Below are 23,588 nucleotides of genomic sequence, written 5' to 3'. Positions count from 1 at the left end.
TGTAAGGCGTTATCCAAAAGCGCAAACGTTGCGCTTTCAGAAAGGCACACTTAATAAAGCAGGTTTAAAACCCACATTTTATAAAGTAACCTCTCTCAACTATTTAGTTGAAAATCACCATTACAGACACATTTAACAAAAAAACCATCCTCTCATTTTTAGGTATAACCTAGTTTATTACATTTCTGTGGCAAATGTCAATTATAGTTGCTTTTAACCTCCTTCGGAGATACGCCTAGCCAACTTTTTATTGAAGCAATGCTGATTTCTGTAAGGAGCCGTAGATACTCTTTGTCAGGATACCTGCAACTATTGTTCCAACGAAGGCGGTTATGCTTGAAGATAAAAGTGCGATCTTCCAGTCAAGGTGAAAGACATAAATCAATCCTACCATAACGCAAAGGTTGCCGGTCACTGCAGCCCCGAGCATTGCTATTATATGGTGGCTTAATTTCTCCATAGAAAATCGACTGGAAATTAGCGAGTAGACAATCGATCCAATAACATTGGCAAATAAGAAGAAAAAACCCAGTGGTGAATAGCCTGTAGCCATGGCTACTACGGCTTCTACTACACCAGCGATAATACCCGCGGGTTGTCTGTACATTAAGACAATCAGACCTGTAAAGAATGCCCAGCAAGTACCATTAAGCAGTAAGAGGGTTGGGTCCAATATTGCATCAATACGTCCTGTAACCTGCATCATAATTAACATTACAATCCCTATGATGACAGAGCCTACTAGTGCTTTCGTGTCAGTTCTGAAGATTTTTTCGTTCATTTAAATTCTCCTCCTAAATTCATCTAATTATATTAATGGTAATATCTTGCCAGTAAGGCTAATGATTATCACCAACAACATCACTGAGATTAAAACGGTGTCGTAAGGCTTAAGCGCTATATTTGAAGTAAAGGTACGGGTTTTAGTTCGTCCGTAGCCCCTTAACTCCATGGCCAGGGCAGTTTCTGTGGCGCGTCGAACGGATCGATATAAAAAAGGTAGAAAGGTTGGGAATATGCCTTTGAGATTGTCCCAGGCGCTTTCCATTCTAAGGCCCCGGGTACGTTGGCTATCGATTATGGATATATATTCAGCTTTCATAAGTGGGAGGAAACGGACGCTTAGTCCCACTAACATAGCAAAACGGTAAGGTATTTTGAATTTCATAAGCATCAACGTAAACTCTTGAGGTGAGGCCGAGGTGAAGAATTGCATACTTGCAAAAACAATAATGCTAGCCTTAAGGAAGCCAGTGATCGCTAGTGGTAAAGCTTCACTGTATATTTTAAGAATTCCCCATTGGTAGATTAGAACCCCTTCCCGGCAAAAGATCAGTTGCACGATTAGTATCTGAAGTCCCAAGAACAACAAGATTAAAATCACAACCTTATACTGTTTCAAGGAACCTGTTAAGATTAGCGAGGCCATAATGCCTGCCAATAAAACCAAACACAACTGAACTACAGTCCCACTAATCAGTGAAAAATAGATCATCAGAACATACCAGGCAAGCTTAGTCCTGGGATCAAGCATTGAAAGTCCCATCTTTAACCTCCCTGAATGAAATAAGATTATGGAAATTCAGACCAATCTCTTTAAGCGTATCTAGATGTTGATCAAGCTCTCTTGTCGAAATATCTAGTTGAATGCGGTGATTATGCAGGGCAACCAACCTGTTAGAATAGTCTTTTGCCATGGTCAGATCGTGGGTGATAAGTAGGATTGTTTTGCCATTTTTCGATAAATGAAAGAGTTTATCCATGATCATATACCCTTGGCTTTCGTCAAGTCCTGAAGTAGGTTCATCGGCAATAATGAATTCCGGGTCACTGACGAGGATGGAGGCTAATGCCAAAAGCTGGCGCTGGCCACGGCTTAAGCGATGAGGGTGCATTTTCTTGTACTTCAGCAGTCCCACAAATTCCAATGACTTCTCAATCTTCTGTTCTATTTTTTCAAATACATCGCCCCTTAGCTTCAGTGAAAATCCAACTTCTTCTTCTACTGTACTTGCAAAGATCTGATAATCAGGGTTTTGAAATAGAAAGCCCACCCGTGACCGGATCTCTGCCAGTTTTTTCTTACTCAGAGGCTGGTTAAACACTTTAATCTCACCTTTAGAGGGGTTTAAGAGACCGATAAGCAGTTTAGCTAAGGTTGATTTTCCAGAGCCGTTTAAACCTATGATCGCTAAAAAGTCCCCCTTAAAAATATCTAAATTAATGTTTTCACAACCCAGCAAATCGTTTTTGTACTGATAGGAGACATCGGTAATCTTCGCAATCATTTCACTAGACTTAACATGATTCAAATTGAAAGAAGTGAGGTATTTTATCTTTTCTTTGCGATGTTCGATTTGCTCCTTGTAATATGCCTCTGGCGAATACTGTTTAACAATTTCACCTGATTGAATATAGAAGACTCTGTTGGCATAGTTAAGGACTTCTTCAATTCGATCCATAACCAAAACAATGGTTAGATTCTGAGTTTTATTCAATTGACCTAACCGCTTATAAAGCTCATTTCGGCCCTGGGGATCAAGCTCAGCGGTTGGCTGGTCAAGAATTAAAATAGGGGCGTTGAGGGCTAAAACGCTGGCCAAAACGACTCGTTGGGCTTGACCGCCTGAAAGAGAAGCAGTTTGCCTACTTTCATAGCCCGATAGCCCCACAAATTCCAAGGTGTCTTTAACCCTCTGATCAATTTCATTTAAGGGAATTTCCAGATTACCGAGGCCGAATGCAACATCCTCGTAGACATCCAAACCGATAATTTGATTTTGGGGTTCTTGCATCATATATCCCACATAATCAGACATTTTATTGAGGCGCATATCCTTAATGTTTTGCCCCATGATTGTGACTCTTCCCGTTAATTCCGCATTATGGTAGTGAGGGATAGCGCCTGTGATGGAATGCAGTAAAATCGATTTTCCAGAGGCTACCCCCCCGGTAATGACAATAAAATCCCCCTGATTGATTTCAAAATCAATATTTTTAAGCGCAGGTTTCTCTTCATGCGGAAAGACGAGTTTTTCAATTGTAATTTTTGCAATTTTATTCTCAATCTTTTTCATAGCAACTCCTAAAGTATAGAATAAAAAAAAGTTCCAGCTTTAATAAGCTAGAACTTTACCTTTGTCCTTTTGCAATATTTCATAGGCAGGTTTCCTGACTTATAGACTAGAATGTACGCCTTCCCAGTTTCCCAGTGGCAAATGTACATTTTCAACATCTACTTACAGTGGTGGGTCCGTCCAGGATTACAACCTGGTTCCCTATTATCCCTTGCGGGCACCTATTAAATAAGGTATTCAATTGCCCTTATGATAGAATAATTCATAAATTTTGTCAATAGGAGTTTGGAAAAGATTCTCTACTCAAAAAAGACTCTTCCTTGCCGCTAGGTCACCTCTTTGTTATGATAAATTAAGGGAAAATGTGGAACTTGATAAGAACAGAAATAGAACTCTTTAAGCAACTTTATTAGGAGATGATCCTTGATGAGCCAACCTGAACAGAACCTTGACCGTAAATTCACTTATAAAGACTATCTAACTTGGTCGGAAGAAGAACAGTGGGAACTCATTAACGGAATTCCTTATAATATGACTCCCGCTCCATCGACACAACACCAGAAAATTGTTACTGCGCTCATAGCTCAATTTTACAACGCCCTTAAAGACAGTCCTTGCGAAGTTTTTGGCGCCCCTTTTGATATAAGATTACCGGAGGATCACTTCCACCCGCTTAGCGGGTGGTTTGCTCTAGCCCTATAAGGGCTGGGTACAGGCTGAGCCTAAAGGCTTACTGTTATAACGTCCTGTTAACTCGGCAATTCAAGGCCCCTTTAGCCAGAGAGTTAATACAGTCGTTACAACCTATACAGCGCACAACGTTTCTACCGGCAGCTATTTTATTAGGCCACTGGGGATCGACTAAGATTGCTCTGCCAACTGCTACCAGATCGCACTTACCCTCCCGAAGACTTCGTTCGGCGTCCAATGGGTTAGTTATTTTACCGACTGCAATGATCGGAAGATTAACAAATTGTTTGATATGACCAGCATGACTAACAAACGGAGCATTAGGATGTTCTTTAGACGGTATACAGCTGGATGGCAAAGCCGCAATACCTACTAAATTAGGCTCAGATACTCCATATGCTGAGATATGTAGACCATCAGCACCAGCAGCCTCGAAAACCTGACCCAATTCAATTGCATCCTCATACTTTATCCCATATTCCCCGTCTTCGAAGCCATGATAACGGACTGTCACTGGGAAGTCTTGACCCAGCTTCTTTTTTATAGCTAGAATAGTCTCTCGCACAATCTTTGCCCGTCTTAAGTTGTCCCCACCGTAATCATCGGTCCGAGTATTAATTAGCGGCGATAAAAAAGAACTTAATAAGTAAAAATGAGCTGCATGCAATTCCACACCGTCAAAACCTGCTTCCCTCGCCCTTGTTGCCGCCATAACAAAATCATGAACTACGCCAAGAATTTCATCTTGGGATAGACTTATTGTGGGGTATTTGAAGATGAAAGGCTTTTCAGAAGCCGAGGATGGCTGAACACTATTAACACGGGGATTTGCTTTGGGGCCGGCATGGCATAACTGCAGAAATGCTCGAGCACCTTCATTTTTAATTGTTTGAGCAAGCTTTGCCATCCCGGAAATTTGAGCGTCAGCCCAAGCCCCTGCCGAAAACTTACTTAATTTCGCTTGTAAGTTAATAACACCTGGTTCGACAATAATCAAGCCCACCCCTCCGGAGGCGCGCTGGCGATAATACTCCACCATTCGGTCGCTGACCTGTCCATCCGATTCGGCAAACCCAGTCGTAATTGGGGGATACACGATCTTGTTACGAAGTTGTACGCCTGCGAAAGTAGTCGGAGTAAACAGTAAATTTGTCATTAGAAAAAAGCCTCCTGTCTCGTCATGAGTGTTAATCAACAAAGAGAATACCGATCTGTCAATAGAAATGCTTTGGGATTTTAATAGAATTTTAACTTAAGGCAAATTTTCCTTGAAGTTTTTTTGATTAGAATTTAGACATACTCAATTGTAGAAAACAACGAACATAAAGCTCACACAAAGCAGTATTTAAACAAAAACCAAGGGGGAATTTTTCATGACAACTTTAGAACAAGTGGAAAAACTATGTGCAATAGCTAAAATTAGCTACGAAGAGGCCAAAGTTGCTCTAGACGCAACAAACGGAGATTTACTTGAAGCCATTATCTATCTGGAGAAACAAGGAAAGGTAACAGCGCCAACTGGAGACGGTTATTACAATGGTGAAATAACTCATCATCATGGGCACCATCACTGTCACAATGGGAATCACCTTTTTTCTGGCCTGAAGAAAATTGGTCAGTTTTGCTTGAAAATGATTCGCAAAGGCAACACAAATTCCTTTGAAGTACTCAAGGGTGAGGAAATCAAAGCATCATTTCCCGTGATCGTCCTTGGATTGCTGCTGATCTTTGCATTCTGGGTTACTATTCCACTTATCATTATGGGATTATTCTTTGGTTTGCGTTATCGGTTCCTTGGACCTGAGTTTAATAATAACACAGTCAATGACGCGATGAATAGTGCGGCTAACGCTGCTGAAAATCTAAAAAAATCCATAAACATCTAAGAAAATCCGGATGATTGAATCCAAAAGGATGCGGACGATTAAAAGTCGTCAGTATCCTTTTTTACTTGGTGGGAATTGTCACCATATTGCATTTGCATTTAGTACCGCTCCATACCTCAAAGAAAGAATGATTCACAAAAATAACAAGCCCTTTCTTTTTGGGTCAAGAAAGGGCTTGTGCCTCCACAGTTATTTGTAAAATAAACTGCAGGATTTCTCGATATTACGAAGAATACTTCTAACAAGAATGATTTGAGTCGTTTTTTGGAAGGCAGGGATAAATAATGAGGCCGTTATTGAATCGGCAAAACTATTTTCTTTTTTGGATTCTTAGTTTGACATTTTTGCTAATTCAAGCGACCCATGTCAATGCAGCCCCCCCTGAAATAAAAACGATCAGCGTGGTTATGGATGACAGCTATCCCCCTTATGCTTTTCGCGACAGTCAGGGTAATTTACAAGGAATCACGCTTGACCAGTGGAAACTTTTTGAGCAAAAGACTGGGATAAAAGTGACTATCACCGGGATGAACTGGAATAAAGCCTATGAGAGTATGATAAATGGTGAATTCGATGTCATTGATACGATCTCTTATAATGCTGACAGAGCCAAGATCTTTGATTATTCAAATCCTTATGCGACAATTGATGTCCCCATATTTTTTCACAAAAGTATATCTGGGATTACTGATGTTAAATCTTTGAAAGGATTTACTGTGGCAGTGAAAAAAGGGGATAACAGTATCCATTTTCTTAAAGAAAATGGCATCACCAATATTGAAGAATATGATACGGCTGAGGCGATTGTCCAAGCAGCTAAAGATCAGAAGGCCGTAATATTTACGATAGGAAAACCCCCTGCCCTCTACTATCTGTATAAATCGGGAATACAAGATAACTTCAATTATTCAAGTTCGTCATTATACACAAGCCAATTTTTCAGAGCCATTTACAAGGGTCATTCGGGGTTTATGCCTGCCATTAATAATGGATTTGCGCAGATTTCCGAGAGTGAATATGAAGCCATTGATAAAAAGTGGTTTGGTTTAACGAATATACCTTTCTATGAACATCCCTTATTCAGAGTTTCTGTCATTGTCGTAGGTACAGTTTTTCTGGTGGCATTGCTATTATTTATCTGGAATAGGACGCTTCGGCGCATGGTCCAACAAAAAACCAATGAGCTAAGGAGTGCCCTTAGAACAAAAGAACAAGTTGAAGCTGAAATCAGAGAGTTAAATGCTGAACTTGAAAACAGAGTCATTGAAAGAACCTCACAGCTGGAGGACCTTAATAGTGAGCTTGAAGAAAGTAATGCGCTGCTTGAGGAAGAGATTGTCAAGCGTGAGAACGTAGAAGAAGAGATCAGAGCCTTGAATGAGGAGCTTGAAGATAAGATAAGAATGCGTACAAGTCAGTTAGATCAGCTCAATAGAATATTGGCGCAACACAATGCTTTGTTAAGCGAATCACAAAGAGTGGCCCGTCTGGGGAGCTATGTTACAGATCTCATAACGAGAGAATGGCAGTGTTCACCAGCGCTTGAAGAAATTTTGGGGATTGATCCAATCTATCCACACACGAAGGAAGGATGGATGAGAATTGTTCATCCAGATTGGAGGGCCCCCCTTTCTAATTATTTTTTGCAGATTAAAAATGCACAGCAGCGCTTCGATTTTGAATACAAAATCATACGTATCAATGATGGAGAGGAACGCTGGGTGCATGAGCTTGGAAAAGTTGAATTTGATCAACAAGTCAACAGGGTTCGATTGATTGGCATGATTCAGGATGTGACCGATCGCAAGCGTACCGAAGAGGAAATCATATATTTAAGCTTCCATGATCAATTGACTGGTCTCTATAACCGGCGCTTTTTTGAAGAGGAATTAAAACGACTCGATGTTGTAAGGAATTATCCCTTGACTCTAGTAATGGCTGATGTTAATGGGCTTAAACTAATTAATGATTCCTTCGGTCATGCCATCGGAGATGAACTCCTAAAAAACGTTGCCCTAGTGCTTCGCAAAGGCTGCCGAGGAGATGATATTATTGCCCGACTCGGTGGAGATGAATTTGTCATCCTTTTGCCCAATACAGATGCTGCTCAAACTGAACAAATTCTCAAACGAATCAATACCTTAGCTTCACAGGAAAGAGTTGGTTCAATCGAATTATCTATTTCGTTTGGCTATGAAACAAAGCGTTACGAGAAAGAGGATATCCGTGAACTTTTAAAAAAAGCCGAAGATTATATGTACAAGAGAAAACTCTTTGAAGGCCCAAGTATACGTGGGAAAACCATCGAGACGATTATCCGAACCCTTCACGAAAAGAATAAACGAGAAGAACAGCACTCATACCGAGTTTCCGCCCTCTGCCAAAGTATGGGGGAAGCCCTTGGTCTGCTGGAAGGAGAAGTTCAGGAACTAAAAAACGTTGGCTTACTTCATGATATTGGCAAGATAGCAATCGACGAAGAAATACTCAACAAACCCGGGAAATTAACCCATGAAGAATGGGAAGAAATCAAACGGCATCCAGAAATCGGTTATCGCATTCTGAGTACGGTCAATGGTATGGTAGAAATAGCGGAATATGTGCTGGCTCACCATGAACGATGGGATGGTTTAGGCTATCCGAGGGGTTTAAAGGGTGAGGAGTTACCCCTTCAACCTAGGATTATTGCCATTGCAGATGCCTATGATGCCATGACGAGTGCCAGAAGCTATCGAGCCGCTTTACCTAATAAAGCAGCTATCGCAGAACTTCAAAAGAATGCAGGCATTCAATTCGACCCTGAATTAGTTACCCTCTTCATTGACAAAGTTATCAACGCATCTTCAGACGATATTTTGTGATATAAGGGAAGCCATCTCTGGCTTCCCTTATATCATCATAATATCAACACAATTATTAAAGATAGCCAATATTAATATCCCATTGCCCGTCTTATTCCTCCATCAAAATGTTCATTTCAGTTGAAGAAGCAAAATGAATTCTTTTTTTGAATTCGTATCAGGATATCATGGAATAATGCACCACATTTATTCACTTGAGAGTCTTTATCTCTCATCCACCATAAGATGATTCACGAGCCCAAAAATCCGTTCTTGTCGCTCAGTCGTAAGTTGATCAGTATAGCTTTTTACATATAACCTTAATGTCTGTTCCGTTTCTGATAAATCCACAGCTTGAATACTCGATTTGAATGGGTGCCTTCTAATCAATTCGGCGATTTCAACGTCTCGAAAGATGTCAAGAACCGAGGTGATTTCTTCTTCGCTCAACCGTGCATCAAACAGTAGATCTTCGATATCCCCAAAAGATTTCGCTTTTTCTTTGATAAGCGCAAGCTTATCCGATGAATATCGGCATATTAACAATTCGTTAATGAATTCTCTATAGTCTTCATCATCCATTTTCGCACTGGATAAAAACTGGATTTTGGGTTTCAAGTCTGGATTAGTGGGAGATACAAACGTTTTGCCGAGGGTATTTGTTCTGACTGCATTGACGATACTCGATGTGATTCTCGGCAAACTTTTTTCAATGTATCTATGAAGGGAAAGAGTTGTAATCCTCAACTCTTGAAGTACTTTTTCAGTGGCCTTGCGAATCTTCAAAGCAATTAAATAATCATCATCTTCCGCCAGTTCATCCTGCAGACGTTCAATTTCCTCCTTCAAACTATCTAATTTTAAAACGCTGCGGTTTGCAAGCGTGCGCCCCAATGTTGCTGTCACTACCTGCTCAAAGATATTAATTAATAAATCTTTGTACCCCTCATCATACCCGCTAAGCAAATGATGTATATCCTCGGCATCGAAATAACTGCAAAATTCATTTTCGATAAATAAGTTCTCTAGGTATTTTAGAATAAACTCTACTCCCGTCAAATCCGTAACGGGATTGCAGAGCTGATAATCTATCGATGCCATTACTTCATGCGCTGCATAATCAGGGTTGTAAGCTTTGAAAAAAATTCCAATGCCCTCGTCAAGTGTTGCGTTATAGGTATAGTTTAAAGTCGTTACTTTATTGGCTTTAGCCATTATATAGAAATGTTTTGCAGAGTGTACTTTGCCATTGATTAATACTCTTCCTTTTTGATACATTTCGGGAATCTTACCTATTTTAAGTTCACTGACCGCACAATCAGCATCTGGCAAGGATTTTAAATAGAGCCCAATTGTATAAAGATTGGATTTCATGATGCTTTCGGCGGCTTCCACTCTTATTGAGCTACTTTCACCGTCGTTGTATCGTTCACTTTTATAGGCTAAAAACTTAATACATTGCAGTTGAATATTTTCGATTTCGGAATCATTTAAGAGACCGTAGGCATATGCCTCGTGTAGAATTGAAGTAAAATAGGATTCACCGCTCAAATTTTTGTTGTCAATGAGATGTCGCTTTTCAAGATTGGCCATCGTCATCTACGCCCTCCTCATCACAAGCTAAATCTTCCGAGTATTCGGCTGTATATCCGAATCGTATATTGCGTGCCATATTGGCAAGTTCTCGCCCCGAAAGCAACTCGAGTGATCCCTGACATATGCCGTCAAATCTTTGTTTCATGAATTTGATCAAATCGTCATCGCTCATTAGATCGAGGGTTTCGTTTTTGTAATAATAAAACATATCCGTTAAGTCATGAAGTGATTCAGCATAGTTGGGCATAGAAAGATAAGGAGAGTTACAAAACTCACGGATGATTTTTTCGATCACTCCTCCTCCGAACTCGATTCGCCCGTTATCTTTTAAGGCTAAGTTACGCGTTTCAACCAAGTCAACCGCATCGCATTGAGACAACCTTAAACCGAATTGCACAGTTAGGTCGTTACATTTTTCAAGTTCTGCTACCGATTGTTTTCGAATTAGTGCTGAGGATATACCCATTATTTCGAAAGACAATAGGAACCACCTCCATCGAAAATATTTCCTAAAATTTGTTGACATATTCCTTCAACTGTGATATGATTATATTATATAGAATAATTTAAAACTATTGATTAATATCTATAATAGCATTTTTCCAAGTAAAAAGAAATACCAAAGCGACAATTTTTTCGCTTTGGTATTTTTCCTTTTGAACGAATTTTAATATGTTTTACTTTCATGCATCGTGCCTTCTAAATAGGTAAGCTTCTGGCGAAATGGAAATCACCTTCCAAATCCTTTCTTTTGCCGTAAATCATATGCCAAAATGAAGAAATACTCAGTAGACGTATCCCCCACCGCTTCCGATGGGGGTTCAAATGAGTAGGACGGGAGAAATTCATTTTTCATAAGACGGGAAATTTAATCATGCCAATTACCTTTTACTAGGAACAAGAAGGAAAATCTGTCCCTTCATAAGCATGCCTATGCCTATCTTCAAAGGTTGTTATTCCCCTGTAGCAGTGAATATGCCCACCACCAGGAAGATGTAAAGCAGGTCCAGTTTCACCTCCGTAGTTATGAACATGACCATTGTCTAGGGTGGTGACCCCATGATAGCAATGGACATGGGTATTCCCTCTTCTGATTCCTAGGCTGGATACACCGATAATTCTGTGAGAGTGACCGTGATCAAACGATGTGGGAAAGCAATACTTATGAACGTGAAATATATCCGCATTATAATCCACCAACAATTACCTCCTATTCCAATTTTATATAGGTTATGCAATTGGAACTCGAAGGTGCTCAGTTGTTTATACCAGTCTGCCGAATATACTGTTTATGGCGGCCTTAAGCCCTCCTCCTCGAGCAGGAATTTAAAGCCCCTTTCAGACATTTCCAAAACCAAACGGCAATGTCTATATTCCAACCATTTGATACTGTGATAATAGCCTTACGCGGAAATCATACACTGGTTTCTTCCAGCTAATTTGCCCCGATAAAGAGCCTCATCTGCGCTGGCGATTAGTATGTCCAAGGAGGTGTTTTCCCGGTATTGACATAATCCAAGGGTAATCGTAACGCTCTTGCCGATGTCTGCGTGGCAGTATTCCGCTACTGCCCTGCGTATCTCATCGGCCTTGCCATGAATCGTATCCAATTGCTCCGTCTCCAGTACTATTAAGAATTCCTCGCCGCCCCACCGACCAACAAAACCACCGTCGCCAATAGCTGCCCTTAATATTGCTGATAAAAGCACAAGGATTTCGTCGCCTTTAACATGCCCGAACTGATCATTAATCTCTTTAAAATGATCAATATCAGCTAAGCCAATGTAAAAGTCCTTTTTCAGCTCAATAAGTTCCTTAATTTTTGCAAGCACCAACCGTCTGTTGGGTAATTTAGTTAGATAATCTGTTTTAGACATGACTTCCATTTCCTCCAGAGCCTTCTGTAAATCGGAAGTCCGTTCCTTAACCAGGGATTCAAGATTACTGTTCATAAGCTTAAGCTCTGACAAAATAGCTTTATTCTCTAAAGAGAGCTGCTCAGCTCTTGTAAAAGCATTGGAAAATCTGGCAGACAAGGTATAGGCCTGCGTAAAGGTAAAGACTGAAACACCGAAGGGAATGAGTGAAGGTGTATTGGCAAGTGTGATTTGATAAATAAAATCATTGATGATTGTTATTCCTAAAAAAGCAAAACCCAGCAATACGATATTGGCAAAGGGAAATCCTTTCCATACGCCAATCACCAAGCGAATCATGGCATAGCTTAATAGTATAAATGCGAATCCAGCATAAATCATCAATAGCCTGTCCGCTGAACTATAGGGAATCCATAGGATGAGAAAAGCAACCACTGATCCCAGAGCGATGCTGAACTTGACAAACCATTTGGCGAACAGGCCATCCAAAGCATAGTATAAGAATCCACATAAAGCTGCAAAACCGATAAACACAGATAGATAAGCTATTCGTCCGTAAACAAAAAAACCGAGATTCAAATGACTTGGTAAAAAGCGTTCTCCTACCAATAACATACGGAGTGCAAACAAGAGGCAAAAAACCCCGAAATAAAGCGGTGCACGATCCTTTGTCCTCATAATATACAGACCAAAATGATAGATTCCCATAATTAGCAGCATACCAAAAAGGAACAAATCCCTGCCTAAACCCAACTGTACTGCTTGGGAAATCTGGGAGGCTAATCCGATTCTGGGCGCTACGATGGTACAATCTTCCGCTGTAAAATCTGATGTATGATAAATTAGCTCCACTTCATTGCTTTCCGGGTTAAAGTAGGTGGTGAGTATATTGTAGTAAGGTACGCTATTCTCCCGGCCCGTTCCGACTTTTCCCACTTCACCGTGTAGATTGCCGTCAATGTAGAGTTTAAAGGATGTCAGTATGATATCTGTCCTTAGTCCATATGTCGACCTACCCTCAGGCAGTTTTATTACGAGCCTCATCGTACCGTAGAATTTGTTTTCCGCAAAGGGCTTGAAGCGTGCCATGCCTTCTTTGGTGCTGGGTATTTCAATAGGGGTTGGAATAACGTCAACACCCTTCGCAAAGTCTTCATGAGTCAGAAACCGATTGAAGTAGAATGACCACGCACCTTCTAAACTAACAATTCCATTTTTCTCAAATGACCAATTGCTTAAATCCAGGACACCGTTGATTGGTTTTGGTGGTTGCGCGACAGTTGGTTTATGTAAAAATAATGTAGCTGATAAAAGGATGATTAGCGCTATAATTGCAAATATCGGAGCGATTTTCTTTCTCATAATATCATCTCTACTTATTCAGTCTGGCCCCATCAATAAAGTGAAAAGGCTGCAGGGAGGGCATATTGTCGCCTTTGTTAAAGTCATCCGGACAATACCCGTTTGGTACGTATTCTGTAGAGATAAATCCCATCGCCATGAAAGTCTCTGCCGTTAATTCACTGCAAAACACTTCCGTATTGGGCGCTGGTTTATTAAAAGACCTGCCTTCTATATAGTATTTCAATGCATTTTCAGCCGTTGGAAATCCACGATCATGAACTTTGTATATGAAAGCCTTAAGCTGTTCTAGCTCCGGTTGCTTCAACGAACGATTTAAATATTTCACCAGAAAATGCGTATCGTAATGTTGATTTACATCCACCTGGATACGATCATGCAGTGATACGAGCATGGGGCCGTTTTCTTTGGGTTTGCCTGTCAGGTAATCCGTAAGGCCGTCACCGGAGGCTGTCGACTCCCAAAAAAAAGGTTCTTCAACCGTCATGCCGATATCCTTGGGTAAAACAACCATACCCACGTGTGACCAGTAGGACCATTCAATCAATTCGATCAGCTTACTTGTCGTTTGAACACCATGGAATAAAATCAGATCCCCGGTTTTGAGGCTGGCTTTTACATCATTGTAAGCTATCTCTCTAATCATAATCTTCATCATCCTTTTAATTTTTTCGAAATATCCTTGCCCACTCCAACCTTACCACCGTCTCTACATGCCTTGTCATATTTCTCTTTGTGTTTGATCCTTGGTATAGTGTCAAATAAACCCATTTTAGACACTAATCTTTTTTTTTCGAGCTATCCATTTATATTTCCGCGTGATTTGTTTATTCCCTTCCAGGACATTGAAAAAAAGCAAAAAAAATCAAAGACGTAGCTTCTTATTGCTAATTGATGAAACAGCAAATCTGCTACCGCAACGCCTTGAGGAGACAAAAAAAATGCCGCTTGAAGCTGATAAGCTCTTGGCGGCGGGGTATATTTCTTTATCCAGTTAATTATTCAGTTGATTATTTTGCAGCGCAAATTTCAAAGCTGTAATATATTCTTTTCGAGCTCGTTGGCTGATTTCAGCCGTAGGAACAATTTCATCAAAGCCATGAAAGCACCCGGGATATAAATGAAATTCCGTAGGTACACCAGCCTGCCTTAGTCTTGCTGCATAATCCATGGTTTCATCGCGAAATGGATCTAAATCACCTACACAAGTATATGTGGGCGGAAGCCCTGATAAATCAGCGGCACGGGCTGGAGCAGCATAGGGAGATACATCTCCTTTATTACTTCCTAAATACATTTTCCAGGCCTTTTGACAAGATCTTTTATTCCATACTCTTCCATCAATTATTTCGTGATAGAATATGAACCGAATCCAAGAAGGATCTTTAATACTTCTTAAGGAAACCGGAATAATCCTCCAGTCTATGGAAACCCTATATATCTTCTCTCCGTCTTATTTTGAAATATGCTTGTTTAGTTTATCAATCAGTTCCTGTACCGAAACACCATGCACCATGCAAGCCTGCTCCAGACTTTCGCTAGTGGAAGAAGGACAACCCAGACAATGCATTCCCATCTCTAAAAAATAAGGTGCCGTAGTTTGATCTGCCTTTAGGATTTCCCCAATTAAAGTATTCTTTGTTACGGTCATTTTCATTTCCTCCTTTCTTTATATTTAGTTAATTAATCTTGTTGATCTATTAGCTTGGTGAAAAATCCAGGTCCTGTCAAGACTTGTTCAATTTTAGGCAAAGCGATCCCTAACGCCTCTTTCAATACATCTTCGATGGTTTCCACCGCAACAATTTGAACCTTATTTTTCACTTCTTCTGGGACATCCTTAAGATCAGCAACATTATCCTTGGGAATCAAGACTTTGGTGATCCCAGCACGTTCCGCAGCTATCAATTTTTCTTTTAATCCCCCGATCGGAAGAACAACACCTCTAAGCGTGATCTCCCCCGTCATGGCGAGTTTCGCATCCACCATTATACCGGTAATCAGAGATGCAAATGCTGTAAATAGGGCGATTCCTGCTGACGGCCCATCCTTGGGAACGGCTCCGGACGGTACATGAACATGCAAGTCTTTATCTTTAAACTGAATGGCATTCATAGGCAACCGAGATTTCAGAAGACTTAAAGCAATCCTTGCCGATTCCTTCATAACATCTCCTAACTGACCTGTTAAGAGGATGTGATCGTTGCCAGGCATTTCTGTTGCTTCGATAAACAGAATCTCGCCCCCCACCGGCGTCCACGCTAATCCAGTGACAACGCCCGGCGGATTAATTTCCTGAGCCATGTCATGCCTGGACATTTTTCTGCCCAGAATCTCCTCCAAGGCATCCACTTCAAGAACATAAGGTTTTTCAACGGTTCCAAGTACAACCTTTTCCACGACACTTCTGGCAATGGCAGCCAATCGTTTTTTCAGTCCCCGGACACCGGCCTCCATGGTGTAGTCTGAAATGATGTTCTTTAAGGTTGCATCACTGATTTGGACATCAGCCTCCGTTAAACCATGTTCTTCTAGTGCTTCCTGAATCAAATGGTTTTTACCAATGTTAAACTTTTCATTTGTTGTATAGCTTGAAAGCTGGATGACTTCCATGCGGTCCAGCAAGGGTCCGGGAATGCTTTCCAGGGAGTTTGCTGTTGCAATAAAAAATACGTTGGACAAATCGTACGGCAAATCCAAATAATGGTCTGTAAAGGTATTGTTTTGTTCAGGATCCAACACTTCGAGTAACGCACTTGCTGGGTCCCCGTTATATCCCGTCATCAATTTATCCACTTCATCTAAAACCATAACAGGATTCATTACTCCAGCCTTTTTGATGCTTTGCAGGATTCGTCCGGGCATTGCACCTACATAAGTTCTGCGGTGCCCACGGATTTCAGCCTCGTCGCGGATACCACCCAGACTGAGTCTCGTATATTTTCGGCCCAATGCTCCCGCGATACTCTTACCCAAGCTTGTTTTCCCTGTTCCAGGAGGACCCACGAGCAGAAGAATAGAACCATGTTTATCTTTCTTTAATTGCATGACCGCAAGATGCTGTATGATACGGTCCTTTACTTTTTCCAGGCCATAATGCTGCTCATCTAGGATACGCCGGGCTTCTCCAATATCGACGGGTTTCTCCGCCTGCATTTCCCAAGGTAGTTGTACAAGAAGATCTAAATAGTTTTGAATCACATGATAATCCGAGCTTGCAGGATTCTGACTTTCCAGTTTGCTTAACTCTTCTAGTGAAGCTGTTTGAATCTCTTCAGGCATGTGTGCCTCTTCAATTCGTGTTTTATAATCTTTCTTCTTTTTGCTGGCTGGTTCGTCTTCATTCAGTTCTTTCTGAATCTCTCTCAGTTGTTCCCTCAACACTGCCTCACGATAATTTTTATTCGCTTTTTCAGAAAACCGTTCCGACATTTCAATCTGGAGCTGAATTGCTTCTTTGTAATGTAAGAAATAATCAATAAACGTCAAACCGCGCTCCTTTAATGACGCTGTTTCCATCAAGGTATATTTCTCTTCCTTTGAAAATGGAAGAAACCGTGAGATATATCCTATCAGAACATTAAGATCCTTTATCTCATCAATTGCTTTTACAATGCCCTCTGACTCTCTGAATTTGGCTCCAATTTGATGAGATATAGTTTGAATATAGGTCATCATTTCTTTCTGACCGGTTTCGTTGAGGTCGATGACCTCCTGCGCTGATACCGTTTTTCCAGTGATCATGTTTTCGGCAATGTTGATGTCCGAAACTTCCACACGGTCTAAGACCTTAACTTGAACATGGTATCCTTTTTCGCTGGGGTTCACCTCTAGTATCTTAAGGGCAACGCCTGTTGAGTAGAAATCCTCCTCATTGATTTCGTGTCGGTCCCTATGCCGCTTTAACGGCAACGCCACAATCTCTTGATTTTTGTCTCGAATACAGGCTAGCTCATCCTCGCTGAAGCGGTCTATTCTTAATGGATAAGTCATTCCAGGTAATAAAACAAGATTTTCTATGGCTAATATCATATAAATTGTCTCCTCTTTCATAAATGAATGCTCATTTAATAATTTTTAAATAGGGAAGCGAGCTATTACCCTCGCTTAAGAACTAGAAATCTAATCGTTTGAGACCGAATGAACCTAGCTCAGACTAGATTTTAAGAATTTTTAAGAAGTGCCTTTTGAATGATATAAATCAATTCGTCCAAACGTTCCATGGCCATGCTTTCAGACTCACAACTTTTCACTGCAATCATTTTTACAGGGGCAAACAGAATAGCGTATAAATTATCATTGTTAAAGTTATTTAATATCTGCTGTTTCTTTAAATCCGTCAGCAACTGATTTAAATCCGCTGGTCCCTTCATCGAACCACAACTGCTCTGAAGAACAGGGCAGGTACTAAATTGTTCAATAAAATGAAAAACTTCTTTGTTTTCAATAATGAAGAAATAATACCGTCGGATCAGTTCCGCAATAATTTCTTCTCCAACCATATTGGGGCTTAAACATTGAAGCAAATATTGAATCGCATCTTCCGAATATTCCCGATAAATTTCTCTAAGCATGGTCTCCTTATTTTCATAATAGATGTATACTGTCGCCGGAGATACGCCAGCGGCCTTTGCTATTTTTGAGATAGATGTGCCCTGGAACCCCTCCTCCAGAATCAATTGCACCACTGCAATTTTAATGCATCTTTGCTTTTCGTCATCTTTTCTTCTCATGAGCGCCGCCTAACTTTTAGATAAAATTGATGATAAATATATAATAAACGATCATTCGTTTATTGTCAAATGGAATGATTTTGAGTTGACCTGTACGCTCTCCATCAGCTAACAAAAACTCATTAGAGCTTTAGTTTATAAAGCCCTGTTAAATCATCGAAGTAATAACTGTTATACTCAAGTACTTTGCTTGATACAATATTGTCTTTAACCGGATCTGCGATTATTTGGGCAGGATTTTCCTTATATATAATCATTTGAGTTAGTTTCTTAACTATTTGATTCCCAATTCCCTTGCCTAAAAAATGTTCATTTCCAATGAGATAATCAATACCAAATGTACCTTCCGGCTCATTGTCCCAGGCATACCCTTCATCAGTTTTGCCGCAATCATAGTACTGGCAAAATCCGATAGGTCTATCCTCATATTCGATAATATAATGGTTTATCCAATAATATTGGCCTTCGCGATTATATATTTCATTGAGCCATTCACTTGGATCACCAAACCATTTTCGGATATGTTCTTTATTCAACCATTCTTCAAACAGCGGTATATCAACGTTTTTTATTTTTCTGATATTTAAATCTCCGCTATCCATACTGCTGTTTATCACTCCTTCCATACACAGAGATATAATCAAATGCTTTATTCCCTTCTAGCCGGGCAGGATGCGCTGATTATTATTACTATTTTTGTTCAATTTCGCTAACACATTCACTTTTAATCTTTTCAACCAGAAATTGCAGTGCATCAATAACATGTGGTCGGATGTCACCGCCTATCAGCACATACATTATGTCGTCGCCAAGTTCAAGCTGGCCTTCATTAAGCCAAACCCTGACATAGAAGATACCCTCCATCTTATAGGTTTCAGCAATCGCCCAATCAACCTTTGCTGCATCATAAGCAAATTCCATTCCCGTTACCAGCGAACCGTCATCAATTCCTTGGCGCACCTTGGCTTTAGGCGTTTGACGCACAACACCATTGTGAACTAAAAACATCCCTTCCTGTAAAGCCGCCGGATCGGTTTTTGCTTCTTTAAGCCATTCATCCATTGATGGCGATGGTTTTTTCATATTTTCATTAATCATAAACTAATACACTCCCATTCTGAATACTCTTCAACTTGCTCCATGATTTCAGGAAAACATACTAATCTATCCACCAGTATTATCTTTCACTACCCCATATTTTAACATTGGCGTAAAGATTTTGATAGATAAAGGCGGCGACAAGTATTAGGCGGAGACTTTGGCCAAAAAGGAAACCTCAGGAAAATCACGTATTCTCCCAAGGTTGAGGTTTCATGTTATTCAAATCTCCTGCTACATCCAATCGATTCTCATTTATTTAATACCCTTTTCTTAACTTCTTCATGTGAGTACACTTTACCTTCTTCGGCTCTTTTTAGAGACAGCTCTATTTTCTTCTTTACATAAAGCTGGTACATTATATCATCCCCCAAAAATCCCATTGACGGGATGTGACTGTTGGGCTTTGTCAGGTTTAAATAAATAAATTCACGTTGGAATCCTCTGCTTCTCCTAAATAATAACCGACTCCACCAATTTTAACGCCGTCGAGTAACTCCTCTTGTTTTAGACCCATGACATCCATGGACATTTGACAAGCTACTACCTCCACTCCATTGCTCATTGCGGCCTGGATGAGCTCTTCCAGGGAAGAGACATTTTTGTCCTTCATAATTTTTCTGATCATTTTTCCGCCCATGCCCAGCATATTCATGTTCGATAACTTAAGCCGTTTGCTCCCCCTCGGCATCATCATGCTGAACATCTTATCCATAAAGCCCTTTTCAGTGTTGACTTTTTCGTGTTTACGCAGAATATTTAGTCCCCAAAAAGTAAAAAACATCGTAACTTTCTTGCCCATGGACGCAGCTCCATTGGCAATGATGAAGGACGCTATAGCCTTGTCCAAATCTCCGCTAAAGACAACCATTGTCTTATTATCCTTTAAAGATGTTGCTCCCGACTCTTGCCTAACAGAGTCATTTAGAGCACCCTTTTTGATGAAAGCTGTAATAACACCCCCGACCTTGGCTACGTCGATTAGTTGATTATTGGTTCTCTTACTCCAAGCTTTAATATCTTCATAAAAGCCCGGGTCAGACGCCACAATCTTGAGAATTTGGCCCTGCTTTAAAGGGTCCATTGCAGCTTTGACCTGCATCAGCGGTCCAGGACAACACAACCCGCAGGCATCAATGCTTTTATCAAAATGGCCCTTAGGGGTATCCACTCTAATTGGTTCTTGGCTAGATTGTTGGTTCTCAGCGCATATCGTTTTCGGATGGGATTCCTCTATCATGGCAGTTTTATACCCTCCTGTAACATTTAATACGTTAAAGCCATTTTGACTTAGAATCCTATCTGCTACATATCCCCTTAAACCTACTTGGCAATACTCTATGATCTGTTTATTCTTATCTAACTCGCCCATTCTGTCTCTTAAACTATCCAAGGGAATGTTGATGGAACCGGGTAAGTGCCCATTGTTATGCTCCTCTTCCGTTCGCACATCCAGAAGTATGGAATCCTTGAGTGCAGACAACTCAAGGTCCTTCCAAGCTACAACATGAGTTCTTCCTGCTAGGACGTTTTGAGCTAAAAATCCGACCATATTAACAGGGTCTTTTGCCGATGAAAAGGGAGGAGCGTAGGCTAATTCTAATTCAGCTAAGTCATCTACCGTGCCTTTTAAGCGAATGACCGCAGCAATAACATCAATTCGTTTGTCAACGCCATCATAACCAATACCCTGCGCTCCTAATACTTGGCCTTCATCACTAAAAATCAGTTTCAAGGTCAGCTGTAAAGCAGCCGGGTAATAGGATGCATGAGCTACAGGATGAACGTATACCACCCGATAAGGCAGATTGGCTTTTTGCAGACTGCGCTCATTGGCCCCTGTGCTGGCCGCCGTTAAGCTGAAAACTTTAAGGATCGAGGTTCCTTGAGTGCCCTTATAAATCGAATTCAAACCCGCAATATTATCAGCAGCGATTCTTCCCTGCTTATTTGCCGGTCCCGCCAAAGGGACAGCCGTCTTTTCTCCAGTAATAAAGTCGACAACCTCTATGGCATCTCCTACTGCGTAAACATCTTTTACATTGGTTTGCATTCTTTCATCAACGACTATATGGCCTTTCGACCCTAACCCTATTCCCGAGTCTTTCAAAAAAGCAGTGTCAGGTGCTACCCCAATGGCCAGAATGACTAGATCAGCAGAAACCATTTTTTCACTGCTCAACGTCACTTCGATTTGGCTTCCACCCTCTTGAAAAGCTTTAACGCCGTCACCCAAGATAAGATCCACGCCATTTTCAACTAATTCCTTTTCAGCCATTACCACCATGTCTGAGTCAAAAGGAGCTAAAATATGGGGAGCGGCTTCGACTAAAGTAACTTTCAAACCTCTCTCGATCAGGTTTTCAGCCATTTCAACTCCGACGAAACCTCCACCAATCACTATGGCACTATTGATACCCTTTTGATCAACATATGCCTTGACTCTATCTGTGTCCGGAATGTTTCTCAAGGTAAATATCTTCGAACTGTCTACCCCCGAGATATTGGGCCGGAGAGCTTTGGCTCCAGGTGATAATACGAGAGCATCATAAGATTCTTCGTAAATCCCTTGATCCTTACTTCTGACCGTCACCATTTTCTTTTCTGTGTCGATACCAACGACTTCACTATTGATCCTCACATCAATGTTAAACCTTGCTTTCATATCCGCAGGAGTTTGGACGAGAAGTTTATCTCTCTCCTTTATAGTTTCACCGATGTAATAGGGAAGACCGCAGTTGGCGAAAGAAATGTATTCATCTCTTTCAAACAATATGATCTGGGCTTTTTCATCAAGTCTTCTAAGACGCGCAGCAGCGGAGGCTCCCCCAGCTACTCCGCCAACTATGAGTACCTTTTTTGTCATAGAAATATACCTCCATAAATGCTTAGTAAATTATAGTTTGAGAATTAAAGTGCTAACTTTATTTCGATTCCGCTTCAGGCTTCGACTGCAAACTTACTTGCTTAAGTCGATTATTATTATACCCCCCAGTGGTTATGGGGTCAATGGGAAATATATAACAAAGTATTTACCAACAAAAAAACTACCTCATTAACTGAGATAGTTTTCATTGATTCCACAAGTTGCGCTCCACAACGGCCACAATGCTACTCAGAGAGACGGATAACCTGGCCTTGGTGCAAGATTACCTGAGGCATAGCGATCCAAAGACTCCCACATTCGCTACCTATGACGACAGAATACCAATATTGGCAACAACCCGGGAGTTCAGATGATGAACCCGAGTTGTTATATATTTTCTCTAAATGTATATTGTGTACGCTATGTACATAATATACAATAGGAGGTGAAAAGCATGGTTACGAAAAAGGAGGGTATAATTATGCAAGAAGTTATTAATGCCACAGATGTCAGGAGAGATTGGGGAAGTTTTATTGACCATGTTGTGCGTTTTAAGCCCTCTTTGGTAAAACGGAACAGAGACTATCTTGCAGCTATATCTCTGGAGCATTTGGAAGTCGTTTTAACACCGTATAGGTTCACTCTTGAATATGAAAAAGAGGCTGACGGCAGCTTAAGTGGTTCTCTGAAAGAGCTGGATATCATAGCTAATGCTGCAAGTTTGGAGTTATTAAAATCGGAGATTACCAAAGAACTGATTGAATATGCACAAGAATATATGGATGAGTTCGGTAAATATTATGGGGCTCCCAACAGAAAGCCTCATTTCCCTTATGTTATGCGGGTGCTAATTCAGAAAGATGAGGATGCAGTAAGAGGTTTGCTTGATGCCTAGCTGGAGAGAATTAAAGAGATTTTGTGAACGGGATGGATGGGAGCTATACAAAGATACAGATCATTATTTTTATCGGAAAACAATGGATGATGGGAGCTTAAAACGTACCAAGATCTCCAAGGGGGCAGGTGAAATATCTCCGCGGTTATGGAAGGATATTTTAAAGAAGCAATTACAGGTGGATGAAGTATATTTTAATAGAATGATCTAAATAGTCCCGGATTGGTCTGGGATTTTTTATTTTACCAACGGCGGCCCCGTGGCCGCCACTTCTCGCCTAACTTGTGGCAAGACAACATAAGCACCAGCATATACCAGCGCATCGCATCTTGCGTTTTATTTTAATGTTCGGCTCCATGTTTGCTCTTCCGTAATTTCTTTTCCGGAGCAGACAAAGTTCTATTTTTTTGATTTCGGCGTTCCATCATGTTAGATTTTAATTCGGTCTCTCTAAGCTGTTCATGATAACTGTATCCTCCCGCAGAACCAAACAAATAACAGGGCTTTTGCCCTCTTCTGCTCCATCCTTGCTACGGCTTCTGAACAAATGTTGCTTGAGGGCGTAACTGTGACCTAATAACCTGCTTTAAGCAAATTCTTGCCTAGGTTATCGAACTTCAAGGAAAGGTGAAGAAGGAATTAAAAAGCAAAAAGTAGAAAGTTTCATA

The 23,588-nt window shown here is 40.7% G+C and carries 22 protein-coding genes and 1 riboswitch; of the genes, 6 read left to right on the top strand and 16 right to left on the bottom strand.

Annotation, left to right across the window (positions count from 1 at the left end):
• Positions 1–247: 247 nt before the first annotated feature.
• Genes BUB11_RS15710 through BUB11_RS15700 form a run of 3 tightly spaced genes read right to left on the bottom strand, consistent with a single transcriptional unit; the run spans position 248 to position 3,077 of the window.
• The gene (locus BUB11_RS15710) at positions 248–781 is read right to left on the bottom strand and encodes a hypothetical protein (protein WP_073030699.1); all 534 of its coding nucleotides are present in this window, start codon (positions 779–781) and stop codon (positions 248–250) included.
• Between the two features lie 27 nt (positions 782–808).
• Positions 809–1,546 carry an energy-coupling factor transporter transmembrane component T family protein gene (locus BUB11_RS15705; protein WP_073030698.1) on the bottom strand — a complete coding sequence of 246 codons (738 nt, stop codon included), beginning with the start codon at positions 1,544–1,546 and terminating at the stop codon, positions 809–811.
• On the bottom strand, positions 1,527–3,077 hold the full coding sequence (locus BUB11_RS15700; RefSeq protein WP_073030697.1) for an ABC transporter ATP-binding protein: 1,551 nt from the start codon (positions 3,075–3,077) through the stop codon (positions 1,527–1,529). The genes BUB11_RS15705 and BUB11_RS15700 overlap by 20 nt, the downstream gene beginning before the upstream one ends.
• 67 nt (positions 3,078–3,144) lie before the next feature.
• Positions 3,145–3,317, bottom strand: a riboswitch (cobalamin riboswitch).
• A gap of 186 nt (positions 3,318–3,503) precedes the next feature.
• Here BUB11_RS15700 and BUB11_RS15695 point away from each other — a divergent pair.
• Complete coding sequence (locus BUB11_RS15695) at positions 3,504–3,779, top strand: Uma2 family endonuclease (RefSeq protein WP_242947568.1); 276 nt, start codon at positions 3,504–3,506, stop codon at positions 3,777–3,779.
• 34 nt (positions 3,780–3,813) lie between these two features.
• Here BUB11_RS15695 and BUB11_RS15690 read toward each other — a convergent pair whose 3' ends face one another.
• Complete coding sequence (locus BUB11_RS15690) at positions 3,814–4,923, bottom strand: oxidoreductase (protein WP_073030696.1); 1,110 nt, start codon at positions 4,921–4,923, stop codon at positions 3,814–3,816.
• Between the two features lie 217 nt (positions 4,924–5,140).
• Between BUB11_RS15690 and BUB11_RS15685 the strand changes: the two genes are divergently transcribed.
• Together BUB11_RS15685 and BUB11_RS15680 are read left to right on the top strand one after the other, a co-directional pair.
• Positions 5,141–5,653, top strand: coding sequence for a UBA domain-containing protein (locus tag BUB11_RS15685; protein WP_073030695.1), 513 nt, complete (start codon positions 5,141–5,143; stop codon positions 5,651–5,653).
• Positions 5,654–5,937: 284 nt separating this feature from the next.
• Entirely contained in the window at positions 5,938–8,514 is a 2,577-nt protein-coding gene (locus BUB11_RS15680; RefSeq protein WP_073030694.1) for an HD domain-containing phosphohydrolase, read from the top strand.
• Between the two features lie 204 nt (positions 8,515–8,718).
• On the opposite strand, the gene BUB11_RS15675 is transcribed toward BUB11_RS15680, so the two are convergent.
• From BUB11_RS15675 to BUB11_RS15655, 5 genes are all read right to left on the bottom strand, one after another.
• On the bottom strand, positions 8,719–10,092 hold the full coding sequence (locus BUB11_RS15675) for a DUF6179 domain-containing protein (RefSeq protein WP_242947567.1): 1,374 nt from the start codon (positions 10,090–10,092) through the stop codon (positions 8,719–8,721).
• Positions 10,073–10,570 carry a DUF6323 family protein gene (locus BUB11_RS15670; protein ID WP_073030693.1) on the bottom strand — a complete coding sequence of 166 codons (498 nt, stop codon included), beginning with the start codon at positions 10,568–10,570 and terminating at the stop codon, positions 10,073–10,075. The genes BUB11_RS15675 and BUB11_RS15670 overlap by 20 nt, the downstream gene beginning before the upstream one ends.
• A 410-nt stretch (positions 10,571–10,980) precedes the next feature.
• On the bottom strand, positions 10,981–11,286 hold the full coding sequence (locus BUB11_RS15665; protein WP_073030740.1) for a YmaF family protein: 306 nt from the start codon (positions 11,284–11,286) through the stop codon (positions 10,981–10,983).
• Between the two features lie 206 nt (positions 11,287–11,492).
• Positions 11,493–13,328 carry a sensor domain-containing diguanylate cyclase gene (locus tag BUB11_RS15660; RefSeq protein WP_073030692.1) on the bottom strand — a complete coding sequence of 612 codons (1,836 nt, stop codon included), beginning with the start codon at positions 13,326–13,328 and terminating at the stop codon, positions 11,493–11,495.
• Positions 13,329–13,338: 10 nt separating this feature from the next.
• On the bottom strand, positions 13,339–13,974 hold the full coding sequence (locus tag BUB11_RS15655) for a hypothetical protein (RefSeq protein ID WP_242947566.1): 636 nt from the start codon (positions 13,972–13,974) through the stop codon (positions 13,339–13,341).
• Between the two features lie 199 nt (positions 13,975–14,173).
• On the opposite strand from BUB11_RS15655, the gene BUB11_RS28035 reads away from it, so the two are divergent.
• Positions 14,174–14,326, top strand: coding sequence for a hypothetical protein (locus BUB11_RS28035; RefSeq protein WP_207650043.1), 153 nt, complete (start codon positions 14,174–14,176; stop codon positions 14,324–14,326).
• Here the strand turns inward: BUB11_RS28035 and BUB11_RS15650 are convergent.
• From BUB11_RS15650 to BUB11_RS15620, 7 genes are all read right to left on the bottom strand, one after another.
• Positions 14,323–14,673, bottom strand: coding sequence for an alpha/beta hydrolase fold domain-containing protein (locus tag BUB11_RS15650; RefSeq protein ID WP_282434010.1), 351 nt, complete (start codon positions 14,671–14,673; stop codon positions 14,323–14,325). The genes BUB11_RS28035 and BUB11_RS15650 overlap by 4 nt on opposite strands.
• Before the next feature lie 108 nt (positions 14,674–14,781).
• Positions 14,782–14,979: a DUF1858 domain-containing protein gene (locus BUB11_RS15645; RefSeq protein ID WP_073030690.1), complete on the bottom strand. Its 198-nt coding sequence runs from the start codon at positions 14,977–14,979 to the stop codon at positions 14,782–14,784.
• Between the two features lie 32 nt (positions 14,980–15,011).
• Positions 15,012–17,360, bottom strand: a complete 2,349-nt coding sequence (gene lon, locus BUB11_RS15640; RefSeq protein WP_143187629.1) for an endopeptidase La — start codon at positions 17,358–17,360, stop codon at positions 15,012–15,014.
• Between the two features lie 131 nt (positions 17,361–17,491).
• Positions 17,492–18,061, bottom strand: coding sequence for a TetR/AcrR family transcriptional regulator (locus BUB11_RS15635; RefSeq protein ID WP_073030688.1), 570 nt, complete (start codon positions 18,059–18,061; stop codon positions 17,492–17,494).
• A gap of 122 nt (positions 18,062–18,183) precedes the next feature.
• Complete coding sequence (locus tag BUB11_RS15630; protein WP_073030687.1) at positions 18,184–18,663, bottom strand: GNAT family N-acetyltransferase; 480 nt, start codon at positions 18,661–18,663, stop codon at positions 18,184–18,186.
• A gap of 88 nt (positions 18,664–18,751) precedes the next feature.
• Positions 18,752–19,159, bottom strand: a complete 408-nt coding sequence (locus BUB11_RS15625; RefSeq protein WP_073030686.1) for a molybdenum cofactor biosynthesis protein MoaE — start codon at positions 19,157–19,159, stop codon at positions 18,752–18,754.
• A 415-nt stretch (positions 19,160–19,574) separates the two neighbouring features.
• Positions 19,575–22,025, bottom strand: coding sequence for a DsrE/DsrF/DrsH-like family protein (locus BUB11_RS15620; RefSeq protein ID WP_073030685.1), 2,451 nt, complete (start codon positions 22,023–22,025; stop codon positions 19,575–19,577).
• Positions 22,026–22,479: 454 nt separating this feature from the next.
• Here BUB11_RS15620 and BUB11_RS15615 point away from each other — a divergent pair, with 454 nt between their 5' ends.
• Entirely contained in the window at positions 22,480–22,920 is a 441-nt protein-coding gene (locus BUB11_RS15615) for a hypothetical protein (RefSeq protein ID WP_073030684.1), read from the top strand.
• Complete coding sequence (locus BUB11_RS15610; RefSeq protein ID WP_073030683.1) at positions 22,913–23,131, top strand: hypothetical protein; 219 nt, start codon at positions 22,913–22,915, stop codon at positions 23,129–23,131. Before BUB11_RS15615 ends, BUB11_RS15610 begins: the two co-directional genes overlap by 8 nt.
• The last annotated feature ends 457 nt before the right edge of the window (positions 23,132–23,588 follow it).

The organism is Desulfosporosinus lacus DSM 15449 (genome assembly GCF_900129935.1).
In the GTDB taxonomy this organism is placed as follows: Bacteria; Bacillota; Desulfitobacteriia; order Desulfitobacteriales; family Desulfitobacteriaceae; genus Desulfosporosinus; species Desulfosporosinus lacus.
This window is presented reverse-complemented; position numbering and strand designations above follow the sequence as displayed.